14 protein-coding genes are annotated in these 16,787 nt (G+C 59.1%); 10 read left to right on the top strand and 4 right to left on the bottom strand.

Features of this window, described 5'->3' with window-relative positions:
- Positions 1 to 128 precede the first annotated feature (128 nt).
- Together T9A_RS12485 and T9A_RS12480 are read left to right on the top strand one after the other, a co-directional pair.
- The gene (locus T9A_RS12485) at positions 129 to 1,259 is read left to right on the top strand and encodes a GGDEF domain-containing protein (protein WP_232222107.1); all 1,131 of its coding nucleotides are present in this window, start codon (positions 129 to 131) and stop codon (positions 1,257 to 1,259) included.
- On the top strand, positions 1,256 to 2,359 hold the full coding sequence (locus T9A_RS12480; RefSeq protein ID WP_035248933.1) for a GGDEF domain-containing protein: 1,104 nt from the start codon (positions 1,256 to 1,258) through the stop codon (positions 2,357 to 2,359). Before T9A_RS12485 ends, T9A_RS12480 begins: the two co-directional genes overlap by 4 nt.
- Positions 2,360 to 2,509: 150 nt before the next feature.
- Here the strand turns inward: T9A_RS12480 and T9A_RS12475 are convergent, their stop codons facing one another.
- The 3 genes from T9A_RS12475 to T9A_RS12465 all read right to left on the bottom strand — a co-directional run bounded on the left by T9A_RS12475 (position 2,510) and on the right by T9A_RS12465 (position 5,746).
- Complete coding sequence (locus tag T9A_RS12475) at positions 2,510 to 3,559, bottom strand: ABC transporter ATP-binding protein (protein ID WP_035248931.1); 1,050 nt, start codon at positions 3,557 to 3,559, stop codon at positions 2,510 to 2,512.
- 100 nt (positions 3,560 to 3,659) lie between these two features.
- Entirely contained in the window at positions 3,660 to 4,568 is a 909-nt protein-coding gene (argF, locus tag T9A_RS12470; protein ID WP_035248929.1) for an ornithine carbamoyltransferase, read from the bottom strand.
- A complete protein-coding gene (locus T9A_RS12465; protein WP_035248927.1) occupies positions 4,565 to 5,746 on the bottom strand; it encodes an aspartate aminotransferase family protein in 1,182 nt (393 codons plus the stop codon). The genes argF and T9A_RS12465 overlap by 4 nt, the downstream gene beginning before the upstream one ends.
- A 237-nt stretch (positions 5,747 to 5,983) precedes the next feature.
- Here T9A_RS12465 and T9A_RS12460 point away from each other — a divergent pair, with 237 nt between their 5' ends.
- The 5 genes from T9A_RS12460 (at position 5,984) to T9A_RS12440 (ending at position 12,012) form a co-directional block, all read left to right on the top strand.
- The gene (locus T9A_RS12460) at positions 5,984 to 7,534 is read left to right on the top strand and encodes a hydantoinase B/oxoprolinase family protein (protein ID WP_035248925.1); all 1,551 of its coding nucleotides are present in this window, start codon (positions 5,984 to 5,986) and stop codon (positions 7,532 to 7,534) included.
- 96 nt (positions 7,535 to 7,630) lie between these two features.
- Positions 7,631 to 9,823: a TonB-dependent receptor family protein gene (locus T9A_RS12455; RefSeq protein ID WP_035248922.1), complete on the top strand. Its 2,193-nt coding sequence runs from the start codon at positions 7,631 to 7,633 to the stop codon at positions 9,821 to 9,823.
- A 168-nt stretch (positions 9,824 to 9,991) separates the two neighbouring features.
- Positions 9,992 to 10,330, top strand: a complete 339-nt coding sequence (gene grxD / locus T9A_RS12450) for a Grx4 family monothiol glutaredoxin (RefSeq protein WP_035248920.1) — start codon at positions 9,992 to 9,994, stop codon at positions 10,328 to 10,330.
- 170 nt (positions 10,331 to 10,500) lie between these two features.
- Positions 10,501 to 11,223, top strand: a complete 723-nt coding sequence (locus tag T9A_RS12445) for a PepSY-associated TM helix domain-containing protein (protein ID WP_035248917.1) — start codon at positions 10,501 to 10,503, stop codon at positions 11,221 to 11,223.
- 186 nt (positions 11,224 to 11,409) lie between these two features.
- The gene (locus tag T9A_RS12440) at positions 11,410 to 12,012 is read left to right on the top strand and encodes a peroxiredoxin (protein WP_035248916.1); all 603 of its coding nucleotides are present in this window, start codon (positions 11,410 to 11,412) and stop codon (positions 12,010 to 12,012) included.
- Positions 12,013 to 12,254: 242 nt separating this feature from the next.
- On the opposite strand, the gene rnt is transcribed toward T9A_RS12440, so the two are convergent.
- A complete protein-coding gene (gene rnt, locus T9A_RS12435) occupies positions 12,255 to 12,923 on the bottom strand; it encodes a ribonuclease T (protein WP_052042962.1) in 669 nt (222 codons plus the stop codon).
- 201 nt (positions 12,924 to 13,124) lie between these two features.
- Here rnt and T9A_RS12430 point away from each other — a divergent pair, with 201 nt between their 5' ends.
- The 3 genes from T9A_RS12430 (at position 13,125) to gloA (ending at position 16,778) form a co-directional block, all read left to right on the top strand.
- Entirely contained in the window at positions 13,125 to 14,348 is a 1,224-nt protein-coding gene (locus T9A_RS12430) for an argininosuccinate synthase (RefSeq protein ID WP_035248911.1), read from the top strand.
- 199 nt (positions 14,349 to 14,547) lie between these two features.
- On the top strand, positions 14,548 to 15,951 hold the full coding sequence (locus T9A_RS12425; RefSeq protein ID WP_035248909.1) for a YncE family protein: 1,404 nt from the start codon (positions 14,548 to 14,550) through the stop codon (positions 15,949 to 15,951).
- Positions 15,952 to 16,394: 443 nt separating this feature from the next.
- A complete protein-coding gene (gene gloA, locus T9A_RS12420; protein ID WP_035248906.1) occupies positions 16,395 to 16,778 on the top strand; it encodes a lactoylglutathione lyase in 384 nt (127 codons plus the stop codon).
- The last annotated feature ends 9 nt before the right edge of the window (positions 16,779 to 16,787 follow it).

Here is a 16,787-nt window from a genome sequence, read left to right as displayed (position 1 = left end):
TTTTCATTGGCATGGCGATGGACGGTCCGGTTTCAGGGATGAAAACTGTGACGCGGTAGACATTTAGGGTTAGAGTTCATCAAACAATAATACTAAATTGCTACCAACGGGTGCGACTGATAGTGGGGATGGTCGCACCGGATCGGGAATCCGGCATGGATCAATCGTTAACGCTTAACCCTGCAGCCTTGCAGTTCCAGCGACTGCGCCGGGTACTGTTCGCCATACTGGCAGGCGGCAGTGCTCACACCCTGTTGTGCTGGATTTCCCTGCAGCTGGATTTCTTCCGCGGCGGCTCCCCCCTGTTCTATGCCTTGTTCGGTGTCATCTGGGTGGGGCATCTGGGCTTTATCCTATTTATGCTTCTGGGACTCAACCGTCGCCTTTCCGAACCGTCCATGATCATGCCGTTAATGGTCTGGTCCACTACGGGAATCCTGTTGACTGCCCTGGTGGTGGACCAGGTGCGCCTGTGCGTGATGATGATTTTCTTTGCCATTGTCCAGATGGGCGTACTGCAGGCCTCATTCCGGCAATTTGCCTGGCTGGCAGGCTACTGCGTATTCGGTTATGCGGTGATACTCGGTGTGGTCTCCGGGTACTGGCCGGAGGTGGTGGACCTGCGCGGTGAATGGATTCAGTGGGGCCTGTTTTCGGCCATGGTGTTGGCGGTGATTCTGCTGGCGTCGGAAATCTCCACCATCCGCTCCCAGTTGAGCCGGCGCAACCTGCAACTGGCGGACATTGTCGAGCGTATCCACGACATGGCGGTGAAGGACGAGATGACCGGTTTTTATCGCCGCCGTCACGCCATGGAGCTGTTGGCCAAAGCCTGTGGGCAGGCTGCCCGGGGCGCCTATCAGCTGGGTGTGGTGTACCTGGACCTGGACCACTTCAAACGTATTAACGACCAGTATGGCCATCGGGTGGGAGATCTGGTGCTGGAGCGTTTTGCCGAGGTGTCACGCCGTCATTTGAGTGGCCAGGATTTTGCGGCTCGCCTGGGTGGTGAAGAATTCATGTTGGTACTGCCGGTCAGTGATCCGGAAGAGGCCAGTAATCTGGCCGAAGGGATCTTGCTGGGCATGCGCAGCCAGCGCTTCAAGGAAGCGCCTGGGCTCAGTGTCACGGTGTCGGCGGGTCTGGCCATGTACCATCGTGAGGAAACGCCGGAGCAGGTGGTTCTGCGTGCGGACCGGGCTCTCTATCAGGCCAAGGAATCCGGTCGCGACAAACTGGTGGTGGAGCAGGGCGCATGAATCAGGATCTGCGGCAGGCGGAAATGTTGACCCTCAGCGAAAAGCGGCTGCTAAAAAGACACAGTCGTTCGGCCATGGCGATCATGGCGATGCATACCTTGTTATGTGTGGTGTATTTCCAGTTCGGTTATTTTGCGGTGGAACTGGATCAGGGACTGCTGATGCTGTTTGTGGTCTGGGTATCGCTGTTTGCCTACCAGTTACTGCTTGCCACGGGGTGGACCCTGCGTTTCAGTGAGCCCAGCCTGTCGCTGCCCATGGTGCTGCATTTCATGGTGGTATTCATGGTCTCCGGCTACTACGTGGATGAGTTTCGTCTCAGTGTAGTGACTCTGTTCTTTGCCGGTTTGTTGCTGGCGTCGTTCCGGCTTTCCGGCAAGGTGATGATCGGCGTGGCGATGCTGGCCAGTGTCGCCTACGCGATGATGTTGTGGCTGGCCATGAATGATCGCTGGGTGGAGCTGAGCTTTTCCGTGGAGGCTTTGCAGTGGCTGGTGTTCTCCATGATTTCGGTAAGCTTTGCGATCACCGGTGGTGGCATTAACCGTCTGCGTGATGCCCTGGCCGACAAGAATCATCAGCTGGCCCGTGCGGTGGAGCAGGTCCGCGAAATGGCGATCCGTGATGACCTGACCGGCCTGTTCAATCGTCGCCACCTGTTGGAAGTTCTGGAGCGCCAGCGGGCCCTGTTCGCCCGTAAGGGTCTGTCCTTTGCCATCTGCTATGTGGATCTGGATCACTTCAAGCAGATCAATGACCGTCATGGTCATGATTGGGGGGATCGGGTATTGCGTCGCTTTTCTGCGCTGGCGCTGGCGGGGATGCGTGACGGGGATTATTTCGGCCGTCTCGGTGGCGAGGAATTCCTGCTGATCCTGCCGCAGAGCAATGAACAGGGTGCCTTGCGGGTCGCCGAGCGCCTGCGTGAGCGCTGGCGCGAGGAAAGCTTCGGCCAGGAAGGCGGCCCCAACGCCGTGAGCCTCTCCGTCGGCGTGGCCGCCTGCCAGGAAGACGAAACCGTGGACGAACTACTCAACCGGGCGGATCAGGGACTGTACAGGGCGAAGTCCGGGGGGCGGAATCAGAGCAGGGTGGCGTGAGGAATTGATAATTGAGAATGGATAATTGATAACTCGCGGGGAAAGCCTGCTGGTTCTGAAACGCAAGAGGCCGCGCCCAAACTTGGAACGCGGCCTCTTGCGTTTAATGATTGAACTACGCCATTTCGCGCAGTTATCAATTATCCATTCTCAATTAGCTTCAAACGCTACCAGGTGCTTGGTCGCCAGTCGCACATGCAGCGCGTCGCCTTCCACCACATTGGTGTGGCTGTCGGTCTGGCAGAGCAGGGTTTCTGCGGCGCCGACGCGCAGGTGGTAGAGAATGGTGGCGCCGGTGAACTGGCGGCGGGTGACGGGCAGAGCCAGGTGTGCGCTTTCGTCGGCGATCACATCTTCCGGCCGTAACAGGACATCGACGTTGCCTCCGGGTGTCAGGGTCGTATTGCTGCGTCCGGTGAGTTCGCCCAGGCTGGTTCTGACTGTGTTGTCATCCACTACCTCACCACGGAGAAAAGAACCGTAGCCGGCGAATTCCGCCACGAAGCGGTTGGCCGGTGCGTGGTAAATGTTATACGGCGTGTCCCATTGTTCCAGTTGGCCCTGGCGCATCACGCCTACCCGGTCTGCCAGGGCAAAGGCTTCTTCCTGATCGTGGGTGACCAGAAGGGCGGTGACGTTTTCCTGGCGGAGAATGTCGCCCAGCTCGCGAGCCAGTGCCCGGCGAAGATCCAGGTCCAGGCTGGCAAAGGGTTCATCCAGCAACAGCAAGGCGGGGCGGGGTGCCAGTGCCCGGGCCAGTGCGACCCGCTGTTGTTGGCCGCCGGACAATTCATGGGGGTAACGGTCTTCCATGCCAGACAGGCGCACCCGGTCCAGGCATTCGCTGACCCGCTGGCGCTGTTGCTCGCGGGGTTGTTTGCGCAGCCCGAAGGCCACGTTGTCGGCCACAGTCAGATGAGGGAAAAGGGCGTGTTCCTGGAACACCATACCCAGTCCGCGTTTTTCCGGTGGCAGCTGGCGGCTGCGGCTGGAGACCTGACGACCCTGGATATGAATGCTGCCGCCAGTGACCGGTTCCAGCCCGGCAATGGCGCGCAATGTGGTGGTTTTGCCGCAGCCGCTGGGGCCTAGCAAGCAGGCGATTTCACCGGCGGCCAGTTCCAGGCTCAGATCCTTCACCACGGCCTGCTGATGGTAGCCGCAGGCCAGGTTGTCGAGGGTAAGCAGCGGCGGGTTCATAGCGTTGGCGCCTTCTGGGGATGTTGGAGTCTGGCTCGCTGGACTAAAGCCTGAAAGCATTCGCCTTGGGAGCAAGGCTCCAACGGTTTACGGGTGAGTATCAGTGCTGACCTGTCAGCAGGAACTCCAGCAGGGCCTTCTGGGCATGCAGGCGGTTTTCCGCTTCATCCCACACCACTGAGCGCGGGTCGTCCATCATCTCATGGCTGACTTCCTCGCCGCGGTGGGCGGGCAGGCAGTGCATGAAGAGGGCGTCCGGATCGGCCAGGTCCATCAGTTCCGGGGTGACCTGATAGCCTTCAAACGCATTGAGACGGGTCTGCTGTTCGTCTTCCTGGCCCATGGATGCCCACACGTCGGTGACCACCAGATGCGCCCCTTTCACGGCTTCGTTCACATCTACTTCCAGACGAACCCGTTCCGGGTAACGGTTGAGCAGTTCTCCGTCTGGTTCAAAGCTGGTGGGGCTGCTGATCACCAGCTCGAAGTCGAACTGGTTGGCGGCATTGATATAGCTGGCACACATGTTGTTGCCGTCGCCGACCCAGACCACTTTCTTGCCCTGGATGCTGCCGCGATGCTCCACAAAGGTCTGCATGTCGGCCAGCAACTGGCAGGGGTGGAAATCGTCGGTGAGCGCATTGATCACCGGCACTGCCGAATGCTCGGCAAAGGTTTCCACGGTGGCATGATCGAAGGTGCGGATCATGACCGCGTCCACCATGCGTGACAGCACGCGGGCGGAGTCCTCGATGGGCTCACCACGACCGAGCTGGGTATCCCGGGGCGACAGGAAGATGCTGGAGCCGCCGAAGTGAGTCATCGCCACTTCAAAGGACACCCGTGTACGGGTGGAGGATTTCTCGAAGATCATGCCCAGGGTCTTGCCCTGCAGTGGCGTATGGCTTTGGCCATTGCGCAGCATGGTTTTCAGTTCAATGGCGCGCTGGATCAGATAGCCCAGCTCGTCCCGGCTCAGATCGGTGAGCGTCAGGAAGTGGCGGGTCATGCGACCTCCTGTTCATTGGCGAAGTCATGAATGACCTGGGAGAGGGTATCTACCAGGTGCTGCATTTCTGTCTGGCTGATCACCAGGGGCGGCAACAGACGTACCACGGACGCCGCGGTGACATTGATCAGCAATCCGGCTTCCCGGGCCCGGCTGACCAGCTCGGCGCAAGGGCGATCCAATTGGATTCCCATCATCAGGCCGCGCTGACGGATTTCGGTAATCATAGGCAGATCGGCAAAAGACCGGGTGAAGGCCTCTTTGAGCCAGGCACCCTTGTCGGCCACGCCATCCACCACGTCATCGGTGAGCGTGTTGACCACGGTCAGGGCGGTGGCGCAGCCCAGCGGGTTGCCGCCGTAGGTGCTACCGTGGTTGCCGGGGCCGAACACGCCGTCGGCCTTGCCGGCCACCAGGCAGGCACCGATGGGGAAGCCGTTGCCCAGGCCCTTGGCGGTGGTCAGCACGTCCGGGGTGACCTTGTCGCCCAGGCAGGCGAAGTAATCGCCGGTGCGGCCATTACCGGACTGGATCTCGTCCAGCATCAGCAGCCAGTCCTGTTCATCACACAGGGTCCGCAGGCCAGGCAGGTAATCGCTGGTGGGAATATTGATACCGCCTTCGCCCTGTACCGGTTCCACCAGTACGGCGACCACATCCGGGTTGTCGGCCAGGGCGCTTACTGCGTCCAGGTCGTTAAAGGGCACTCGCACAAAGCCGTCCAGCAGTGGGCCAAAGCCCTCCTGCACCTTGGCATTGGCGGTGGCGGACAGGGTGGCCATGGTGCGGCCATGGAAACTGCCTTCCATTACCACCACGGTGGGGCGGCTGACGCCCTTTCGCTGACCGAACAAGCGGGCAATCTTGATGGCCGCTTCATTGGCTTCGGCGCCGGAATTGGAGAAGAACGCACTCTGCATGCCGCTCAGTTCGCACAGTCGCTCGGCCAGCGCTTCCTGGGTCGGGATCCGGTAGAGGTTGGAGGTATGCATGAGCTGCCCGGCCTGATCGGCCAGGGTGCGGGTCACCGCCGGATGGCAGTGGCCCAGGTTGCAGACCCCGATCCCGGAGATGGCATCCATGTATTTGTGGCCGGCTTCATCAAAGAGCCATACCCCTTCACCGCGCACAAACGCCAGAGGCTGCCGTGCATAGGTGGGAATCAGATATTGCGACATAACAGGCAATTGATAATTGATAATGGAGAATTGATAACGGGCACCGGACCGTTGATCACAGCACCGTCTGTACGCGTCCCAAACAAAAAACGGCAGCCCAAGGCTGCCGGAACCGACGATAATAGCGTAGTTATTGGCCAATAGTTAATAGTTGATGCAACACAATGAACAAGGGCAGACTGCCCGTGCACCAGGTTTTAGCTGCCAACTATCAATTATCAACTGTCAATTGCCGTTATGAATCCTGTCCAGCTCAGTATTTTTGCCAATCGCCTGTCAGGGGTCTGTGATGAGATGGGCGCGGTACTGCGTCTGAGCGCTCTGTCTCCCAATATCAAGGATCGCCTGGATTTCTCCTGCGCCATTTTCGATGCACAGGGCAGGCTGTGTGCCCAGGCGGCCCATATCCCGGTGCATCTGGGGTCCATGGCCTACGCCATGGCGGATCTGGTCAGTGATCGGGACTGGCAGCCGGGCGACCTGCTGGTGGTTAATGATCCGTATATGGGGGGCACCCACTTGCCGGATGTGACCGTCGTGGCCCCGGTATTCGGAGCTGCCAGCCTGATCGGTTTTGCCGTGACCCGGGCCCACCATGCCAATATCGGCGCTCACAGCCCGGGCTCCATGCCGGTGTCCACCCGTCTGGACCAGGAAGGGATAGTTATTGCCCCCAGTTGGCTGAAACGGGGCGGGCAGTGGCAGGTGCCCTTGTGCCGGGAGCTGGCCGGGCTGGAGGAGAGCGGGGCACTGCCGGTGGAGAGTCGCCGCTTCGCCGACTTTGTCGCCCAGGCCAGTGCCTGCGAGGCCGGCGCCCGGCGCCTGGCGGAACTGGCCGATCAGCAAGCGGATCTGGTCGCCGCCTTTGATGCTCTCAACCGCTATGGCGAAAAGCGCGCCCGGGCTCGTATCGCGGCGTTGCCGGATGGCTGTTACCGGTTCCAGGATTACATGGATGACGATGGCCAGGGCCAGCAGGACATCGTCATTGCCGTCACCCTGACCATCGCCGGGGAGCTGGCCCGCCTGGATTTCTCCGGCACCGCCGACCAGGTGGCAGGGAACATCAATTGTCCGCTGTCGGTGGCGGCGGCCGCGGCCTATTACTGCTTTCGCTGTCTGATGGACGATGATGTGCCCGCCTGCGATGGCCTGTTCCGGCCCATCAGTTTGTCCGCCCCGCAAGGTTCTTTGCTGAATGCCAATCGCCCGGCGGCGGTGGCTGCCGGCAATGTGGAAACCAGCTCGCGGGTGGTGGATGTGGTGCTGGGGGCTTTGGCCCAGGCGGCGCCAGAGGCGATTCCCGCTGCCAGCCAGGGCACCATGAACAATGTGGCCATGGGCGCGGCTGGTGAGAATGGCTGGGACTATTACGAAACCATGGCCGGCGGCACCGGTGCCCATGCCCGTGGTCCGGGGCTGTCGGCGGTTCACAGTCATATGACCAACACCCTCAATACTCCCATCGAAAGCCTGGAATCCCACTATCCACTGCGGGTACACCGTTACCAGGTGCGCCGGGGCAGCGGCGGCGACGGCCAGTTTGTGGGCGGTGATGGCCTGGTCCGTGAGCTGGAGTTTCTGGGCGATGCCCAGGTAACGCTGCTCACCGAGCGTCGTCGCCATGCTCCCTGGGGGCTGGCAGGCGGGCAGCTTGGGGCGGTCGGGGAAAATCGTCATAACGGGGAGTTATTGCCACCGAAAACCAGCTTTACCGCCCGTGCCGGTGATCGTTTGCTCGTAGCGTCACCTGGTGGAGGAGGTTATTGCGATACGAAGTGTAAATGAGAATGATATTTGATTGATGTTGATTCTTTTTCGCTGTATCTTTCCTTCGCTTACGGTCTTTACAATTTTTGCACTTGCGTTGGGAAGGAGAAAACCATGCATTTACAACGCCGCTTGCTTTGCTGTGCCATCGCCTCCGCCATGGCCACCGGGGCCGCTCCGGCTCTTGCTGACCAAGCCAATGAGCTGAAACCGGTACAGATTCTGGGGGATCGCCAGAATACCTTTAGTGTTAGTGGCTCTGCCCACGTGCTCACCAACGAAGACCTGGAAGAAAAAGAAAACACCGATGTGCACCGCATGCTACGCGACGTGCCCGGCGTTTATTTCCAGGAAGAGGAAGGTTATGGCCTGCGCCCGAACATCGGTATCCGTGGTTCCGGTCGTGATCGTTCCAGCAAGGTTTCCCTGATGGAAGACGGGGTGCTGATTGCCCCGGCGCCTTATGCTGCCCCGGCTGCCTATTACTTCCCCAGCGCCGGCCGTTTCTACGGTGTTGAAGTGCTGAAAGGCCCCGATACCCTGCGTTATGGTCCCTTTACCGTGGGTGGTGCGATCAACTTCCTGTCCACCCCGATTCCTGCCCGTGCTTCGGGCATGGTGAATGTGGAAGGTGGTGAAGATGGCGCCCAGCGGGCTCACGCCTACTACGGCGCTACCGAAGGCCAGTTCGGCTTCATGCTGGAAGCGCACCAGCAACGCACTCAGGGCTTCAAGGACATCGACCGTTCCAACCGCGACGCAGGTTTCGATAAGCGTGATTATGTCGCCAAGCTGCGTTGGCAGGCGCCGGAAACCGCTGATATCCAGCAGTCGCTCGAATTGAAACTGGAGCACTCCACGGAAGTGTCCGACGAAACCTATCTGGGCCTGACCGACCGGGATTTCGAACGGGATGCCAACCGTCGTTACGGCATGAGTGACATTGACCAGATGGACAATGATCGGGATGCGGTATCCCTGCGTCATACCCTGGTGTTTGACGAGAGCACCCAGTTGAACTCTGTGGTGTACCGCAACGAGTTCAACCGTAACTGGTACAAGCTGGCCAGCATCGGTGGCCAGGGCATTGGCGGTTTTGTGGCGGATGCCAACGCGAATGGTGGCGCCAAGCAGGCGGTGCTGCGCGGTACTGCTGATGCCACAGATCTGGTGTTCAAGAACAACAATCGTGAGTACGTTTCTGAGGGCGTGCAGACCGAACTGAGCCATCGCTTCCAGACCGGCTCTGTGGACAATGATCTGATTATCGGGGCCCGTTACCACCAGGATGAAGTGGACCGCTACCAGCCCACTGATACCTTTGATCAGACCAATGGCAGCCTGGTGTACCAGACGTCCACCTTGCCCACCGGCGGTGATAACCGTCTGGAAAATGCCGATGCTATGTCTGCCTGGATCATCGACCATGCTTATGTAGGTGATTTTATCGTCACCGGCTCTCTGCGTTACGAGAATGTGGAGAGCAAGAGCAAGCGCTGGGGTGATCCGGCTCGTAACACTGTCAGTGCCCGCACTGAAAACCGTAACGAAGAACTGATGGCGGGTCTGGGTGCTACCTGGTTGCTCAATGACAACTGGTCGGTACTGGCCGGTGTCCATCAGGGCTTTGCGCCGGCAGGTGCTTCTTCCCAGAAAGGCACCGATGCGGAAAAGAGCGTCAACTATGAAACCGGTTTCCGCTACTGGAACGAGAATTTCAGTGCGGATGTGATCGCGTTCTACAGTGATTATGAAAACACCATTCAGAACTGCTCTATCGCTAACCCATGCCCGAATGGTAACGATTCCGGCACCCAGAGCTTTGGTGAATCCGAAGTGCGAGGTCTGGAAGTGGGCCTGAACAGCGTGGTCTGGAAAGGTGACAGCGGTTTGCAGGCACCGGTACGACTGACCTATACCTACACCGATGGCGAAATCACCAAGGATGCGGATGATCTGTCCGTACTGGATGGCGATGTACTGCCTTACCTGCCTGAGCATCTGGCCAGCTTGACCTTCGGCCTGGAAAAACCGGCAGCCTGGTCTGCGCTGATGTCCGTCAGCCACACCGAGGGTATGTGTATCGACAATAGCTGTGATCGTCCTGGTCAGGTAACGACATTCAAGCGCACCAGCGATTATGTGGTCGCGGATGTAGTGGCCACCTACCACGTGAACAGCGATATGGAAGTGTATGCCAAGGTGGATAACGTGTTTGACGATCAGGAAATCGTCTCCCGCGATCCCGCCGGCGCCCGCCCGAACAAGCCGCGTACCGGCTATCTGGGTATGAAAGTGCGCTTCTGAGGCATTTGCCTGTCGCAGCAAGAGGAAAAGGGGGCTTCGGCCCCCTTTTCTGTTATGGAAGACCCTTGAAGCCGCATTGTTCCGGCCCCATCTGGGAGGGGCAGGGCCATCAGTGGTAGAATAGTGGCCAACCACAGCCAATACACCCCAAACCGCCAGGTAGTCAGTATGGATGTTATCCAGGTCATCAAAGACCAGATCGAAAAGAACCCGGTGATCCTCTACATGAAGGGCACCCCGCAGTTCCCCCAGTGCGGTTTCTCCGCCCAGGTGGTGGAAGCCATGACCGCTGTTGGCAAGCCGTTTGCCTACGTGAACATTCTGGAGGCGCCGGAAATCCGTCAGAGCCTGAAGGAATACGCCAACTGGCCGACCTATCCGCAGCTGTGGGTGGGCGGTGAGCTGGTCGGCGGCTGCGACATCATTATGGACATGTACCGTTCCGGGCAGCTCAAGGAGCTGGTTGAAGATGCCGCAGTGGATGCCGACGCCGGCGATAACGCCTGATAGCGTCGTCCTCCCGCGTACAAAAGACCCGGCCTCGCGCCGGGTTTTTTTGTGTCCGCCGTTTGTGTGCTCTTGACGGTTTTGTTCATCGGTCTGGTTGTCCCGGTGTTGGCTCCGGTGTCATAGCGCCTACAATCGAAGCGGATTGTTCACAGTATTGAGGAAGCCCGGTGAAACAACGCAAACCCACAGGCCATTGGCGTCGCTGGCATCGCTGGTTGGGCCTGCTGGTCGCTCTGCCGGTGCTGGTGCTGTCGGTCACCGGGGTGTTGCTGAATCATATTGAGTCCCTGGACTGGGCCGATGACCCCTTGCCGTCCTGGTTGGCGCGTAGCTATGGCGTGCCGCTATCGGAGCAGATTCATGGCAGTCAGGTGGACGGGCACTGGTATGCCCAGACGGGTGAGCGACTGTTTATGGATGGCAGTGCCGTGGCGTCTTGTTTGGCTCCGTTTCAGGGGGCGGTAGCGGCGCAGGGTCTGACCGTGGCCGGTTGTGGTGGCGATCTACTGTTGTTGCAGGGCAGCGAACAGGTGGAACGGCTGCGGCCAGGCCAGGGTGTCCCCGCGTTTACCCGCCTCGGAGTGGCCGGGGAAGCGTTGGTCCTGGAGACAGAAAGTCGGCTGCTGCGGTTCGGTCTGGAAAATCTGAACAGCGTGGTGCTGGCAGTGTCTGACTGGCAGCCTGCTGTGATCGAGCCGTTGCCGGCGGTGCTGCAACCCCGTTTGCAGGCCGCCAGTGTGCCGGCATCGCTGAACTGGCAACGGCTGCTACAGGATCTGCATGCCGGGCGTGTATTCGGCTGGGCAGGACAACTGGTGATGGACCTGGCAGCCTTGTTACTGGTGATACTGGCGCTGACCGGGGTGATCATATGGTCGCGCAGCCGGTGATTATTTGAGCAGGTATGGTCGATTCCGGCCTCAAAAGCCACCGGACCATTGAAAGCAGGGCCATAATCCCCATGATAGTGCCATGCAGCGTGGCGGCAGCCGTTGTATTATCGCTGCTCAGATTCAATGTTGGTTCCGGCATCCTCAATTGCCGGATAGTCAATTTAGTCATAATGGAGAGAAACAATGGGCGTTCTGGTAGGTAAACCTGCACCTGATTTTACGGTTCCCGCAGTACTGGGCGATGGCAGCATCGTTGATGAATTCACCCTGTCCGAAGCCATCAAGGGCAAGTATGGTCTGGTGTTCTTCTACCCGCTGGACTTCACCTTTGTCTGCCCCTCCGAGCTGATCGCTCTGGATCACCGCATGGACGCGTTCAAAGAGCGCAACGTGGAAGTGATCGGTGTGTCCATCGATAGCCACTTTACCCACAACGCATGGCGTAACACTCCGGTCAACGAAGGCGGTATCGGCCCGGTGAAATACACCCTGGCCGCCGACATGAACCATGGCATTGCCCAGTCCTACGACGTTGAGTCCGAAGGCGGCATGGCATTCCGCGGTGTGTTCCTTATCGACCAGAACGGCGTGGTGCGCAGCCAGATCGTTAACGATCTGCCCCTGGGCCGTAACATGGACGAGCTGATTCGTCTGGTCGACGCCCTGCAGTTCCACGAAGAGCACGGTGAAGTGTGCCCGGCGGGTTGGCAGAAAGGTGATTCCGGCATGAAGGACACCCCGGACGGCGTGGCCGAGTACCTGTCTGGTAACGCAGACAAGCTGTAAAAAGAAAGCAGCACAAAAAAGGGCGGCCCTAGGGTCGCCCTTTTTTTGGCCGCAAACTTTTGCGGTTTTCAAACGTAGGGTGCACTGAGCCTCAGGCGAACTGCACCATCAAACGCCGGATCGGTGCAGTTCGCCTGAGGCTCAGTGCACCCTACGCAATCAAAGGTGGCGTTCCGGGATTCAGAGGTGAGACCCAGTCTTTTCTCGGTGTCCTGAGAGTCCTCTGTGGTAAAAAAACCAGTTCAATCCAGCTGCTTCGCCAGCGTCGGCGGCATATCCTTTGGTGGAGGGGGTGGCCAGCCGCCCAGGTCCTTGAAGCGGTTTACCATGGAGCAGAACAGCTCGGCGGTACGGGTGGCATCGTAGAGCGCCGAGTGAGCCTCGCGCTGGTTGAAGCGGATGCCGGCGGCTTCGCAGGCCTTGGCCAGTACGGTCTGGCCATACACCAGCCCGGCCAGGGCAGCGGTGTCAAAGCTGGAGAACGGGTGGAAAGGGTTGCGCTTGATGTCGGCTCGTTCCGACGCCGAATTCAGGAAGCCCTGATCGAAGAAGCTGTTATGCCCCACCAGCACGGCGCGGGTGCAGCCATGGTGCTTGATGGCCTTGCGGACCGGCTCGAACACGCCTTTCAGGGCGGTTTCCTCGGGCACAGCCCCCCGTAGCGGGTTGTCCGGATCAATGCCGGTAAAATCCAGCGCAGCTTGCTCGATGTTGGCTCCCGGGAAGGGGTCCACATGAAACTGGATGCGGGTGGATGGACGCAGGTAGCCCTGGGCGTCCATATCAATCAGGACGGCGGCGATTTCCAGCAGCGCGTCGGTCTGGGCATTAAAGCCCCCGGTTTCCACATCTATCACTACTGGCAAAAAGCCCCGAAACCGCAGCGCCAGGCTGGGGTGCTGATCATTCATGATCACTCCATCAGACACACAAATCCCGTCTGACTGCCCTGGGCAGCCGCGAGAGGGGGCTATGCTACCGGAAAGCCAGCAGGGGCAACAGGCGCGAAAGCGGATCAGAGATGACGCCAGCCGGGCAGGGCGGGTACAATACGCGGCCTCGATTCACCGGGGGGCGCCTGATCCGGGGCCTCTCACATGCGGAGTCTTTCAATGTCCAAGATCAACAAGGTGGTACTGGCCTATTCCGGCGGCCTGGATACCTCGGTTATCGTCAAATGGCTGCAGGATACCTATGACTGTGAGGTGGTGACCTTTACCGCCGATATCGGTCAGGGCGAAGAAGTGGAGCCGGCCCGCGCCAAGGCAGAAGCCATGGGCGTGAAGGAAATCTACATTGAAGACCTGCGCGAAGAATTCGTGCGCGATTACGTATTCCCCATGTTCCGCGCCAATACCATTTATGAAGGTGAGTATCTGCTGGGCACCTCCATTGCCCGTCCGCTGATTGCCAAGCGTTTGGTGGAAATTGCCGAAGAAACCGGTGCTGATGCCATTTCCCACGGCGCCACCGGCAAGGGCAACGACCAGGTGCGTTTCGAGCTGGGTGCCTACGCCCTGGCCCCGGGCATTCAGGTGATCGCTCCTTGGCGGGAGTGGGATTTGAACTCCCGCGAGAAGCTGATGGCGTACTGCGAAGAGCGCAATATCCCGGTGGATTTCTCCACCAAGAAAAAGAAATCCCCGTACTCCATGGACGCCAACCTGCTGCACATCTCCTACGAGGGCGGCAACCTGGAAGATCCCTGGTGGGAAGCGGAAGAAGACATGTGGCGCTGGAGCGTGAGCCCGGAAGCGGCCCCGGACCAGCCCACCTATATCACTCTCACCTATGAGAAGGGTGATATTGTGGCCATCGACGGCGAGAGCCTGAGCCCTGCCGAAGTGCTTGCCAAGCTCAACAAACTGGGTGGCGACAACGGTATCGGCCGTCTCGACATCGTCGAGAACCGCTATGTGGGCATGAAGTCCCGTGGCTGTTACGAAACCCCGGGCGGCACCATCATGATGCCGGCCCACCGCGCCATCGAGTCCCTGACTCTGGATCGCGAGTCTGCCCACCTGAAAGACTCGGTGATGCCCAAGTACGCTGAGCTGCTCTACAACGGCTATTGGTGGAGCCCAGAGCGTCTGGCCCTGCAGAAGCTGATCGATGCGACCCAGGAGCATGTTAACGGAGAAGTGCGCATGAAACTGTACAAGGGTAACGCCATTGTGGTCGGTCGTCGCTCTGACAATGACAGCTTGTTCGATGCCTCTATCGCCACGTTCGAAGACGATGCCGGTGCTTACGACCAGAAAGACGCGGAAGGCTTTATCAAGCTGAACGCCCTGCGTCTGCGTATTGCTGCCAAGAACGGCCGCAAGCTGAGTTAAAGAAACGCGGCACGCTTCACGCTGCATGCAATACGGAAAACCGCCGTAGCCGAGAGGCTGCGGCGGTTTTTTTTGTGCCCGGTGTTCGGTCTTTGCGGTTACATAACGACAAGGAAAATGCATTTAATTTGCACGGTAGTCTCAATTAGCCTGAGTGCAGCAACATACTCACAACAACAGGCTGATCGAGGACCTTGCCATGACTATCGGGCAAAACCGCTTTTCCATTGTTCGCTTGGGGATACTGACTCTGCTGGCCGCGTCGCTACTGGGTGGCTGTGGCGGGGGCGGCAGTGATTCCGCAACGCCTGCTGCTACCGATGTCGATGAGGCCCAGCGTGAGGCGCCACCACAGGAGGACACCCCGGATGAGGTGGCCGAGGAGGTGCCGGAAGAGACTGAAGATGGCCCGCGGCGGGTAATCTTTGTGGGCAACAACTGGGAAGGCGTGATCGATGTCATCGATGCCCAGACCTATCAGCGCCTTGGCCGTATCAGCGGTATCCCGGATCAGGCGGCACGAGAGAAGGAAATTGCCCTCAATCCGCTGGATCTGTTGTTTTTCCAGGGCATTCGCGTACTGATCGGCGAAGGCAATCACCAGTATGTGGACGATATGTACAGTTCGCCGGACGGTCGTCTGCTGATCGTTTCCCGGCCCAGCTATGCGGATGTGGTGGCCATCGACGTGGTCAGCGGTGAGATCGCCTGGCAATTCCTGGTGGATGGCTATCGCTCTGACCATATGGCCCTGTCTCCGGATGGCACCCAGGTAGCGGTGTCCGCTTCCACCGGCAATGTGGTACACATTCTGGATGTGGAAACCGGAGAGGAACTCGGCCGCTTCCCTTCCGGGGATTCTCCCCACGAGAATATCTATTCCGAGGACGGTGAGCGTATCTACCACGCCAGTATCGGCACTGTTTACACGCCGCTGGATAATCAACTGATCGGTGATCTCACCGATGGCCTGCTGGGGCAGAACCTGCTGGATGCCACCAAGGGCGAGCGGGTGTTCCAGGTGGTGGACGCCAACAGCCTGGAAATCATCAAGCAGCTGGATCTGGAAGCGGATCTGGCAGAGGCTGGTTACGACAACCTCAGTACGGCGGTGCGGCCCATGGCGCACACTGCCGACGAGCGCTATTTCTACTTTCAGCTGTCGTTCCTGCACGGGTTTATCGAGTACGACATGCAGGAAGAAAAAGTGCTGCGCCTGGCCGAGTTGCCGGATTTGACCAACGGGTTGCCACGGGAATTCTACGTCAATGATTCCGCTCATCACGGTATTGCCATGAGTGCGGACGATTCCACCTTGTGTGTGGCTGGCACCATGAGCGACTACGTGGCGCTGGTGGATCGCGAGGATTTCTCCCACCAGCTGAAAACCGGTATCGGCGAAAAGCCCTACTGGGTGACCACCAGTGCCGACGGCAACCATTGTTATGTGTCCTGGAGCGGTACCGATCAGATGTCCGTGTTCAACTACCAGACCGGCCAGGAAGTGGCCCGTGTGGACGTGGGCGATCACCCCCAGCGCATCCGCGAGGGCAGTGTGCCGGAGGCGTGGGTAGAGGCACAGGGCAGCCTGTTCCTGCCCTGAGTCACGATGCAAAAGGCGCTGCCCGTAGGAGCGTCGCTGGGGGCGCGATACCAAGCCTCGGGCAAAAGCATTTTCACCACAGAGGGCACAGAGCACACAGAGAAAACCTGTTTTCCCTCAGTGATCTCTGTGTCCTCTGTGGTGATACATATTTTCTGAGCTTGGGTTTATGCACTTCGTGCACCCTTGGGCCGCCCTCGCGGGCGTTACCTGCACTTCGTTCCGGTTCGCGCCGCCAGCGACGCTCCTGCGGCGGGTTATGGAAAGGGGGATGCCCCTGAATGTCCGTAATGAGCGGCGATTACCGGAATGTTTTACAGCCTTCACCGTCGCAAACCCCACTTTTTCATTGTCAATCCTGTCCTCTGCCACCACTATTCGCCCTGTAACAAGTCAGGGCTCCCGTGCCCGCTGAAATTGCTGATATCAGGAGCGAATGACGCATGCGAATCCTGCATACCATGCTGCGCGTGGGTAATCTGGATCGATCCGTGGCCTTTTATACCGAAGTGCTCGGCATGAAGGAGCTGCGCCGCAAGGATTACCCGGAAGGCCGCTTTACCAATGCTTTTGTCGGCTACCAGCCGGAATCGGAAGGAGCGGTACTGGAGCTGACCTGGAACTGGGATCAGACCCGCTATGACCTGGGGGATGGCTACGGCCATGTGGCCCTGGCGGTGGACGACGTGTACGCTGCTTGTGAGCGTATTCGCGACCGGGGCGGGCGCATTAGCCGCGAACCTGGCCCCATGAAACACGGCAGTACCATCCTGGCATTTGCAGAAGATCCGGATGGCTACAAGATCGAATTGCTGGAAAGGGACTGAGGGGTTCTC

It is taken from the genome of Alcanivorax jadensis T9, assembly GCF_000756655.1.
In the GTDB taxonomy this organism is placed as follows: domain Bacteria; phylum Pseudomonadota; class Gammaproteobacteria; order Pseudomonadales; family Alcanivoracaceae; genus Alcanivorax; species Alcanivorax jadensis.
The sequence above is the reverse complement of the archived record's forward strand: the minus strand, read 5'-3'. Positions and strand labels throughout refer to the sequence as shown.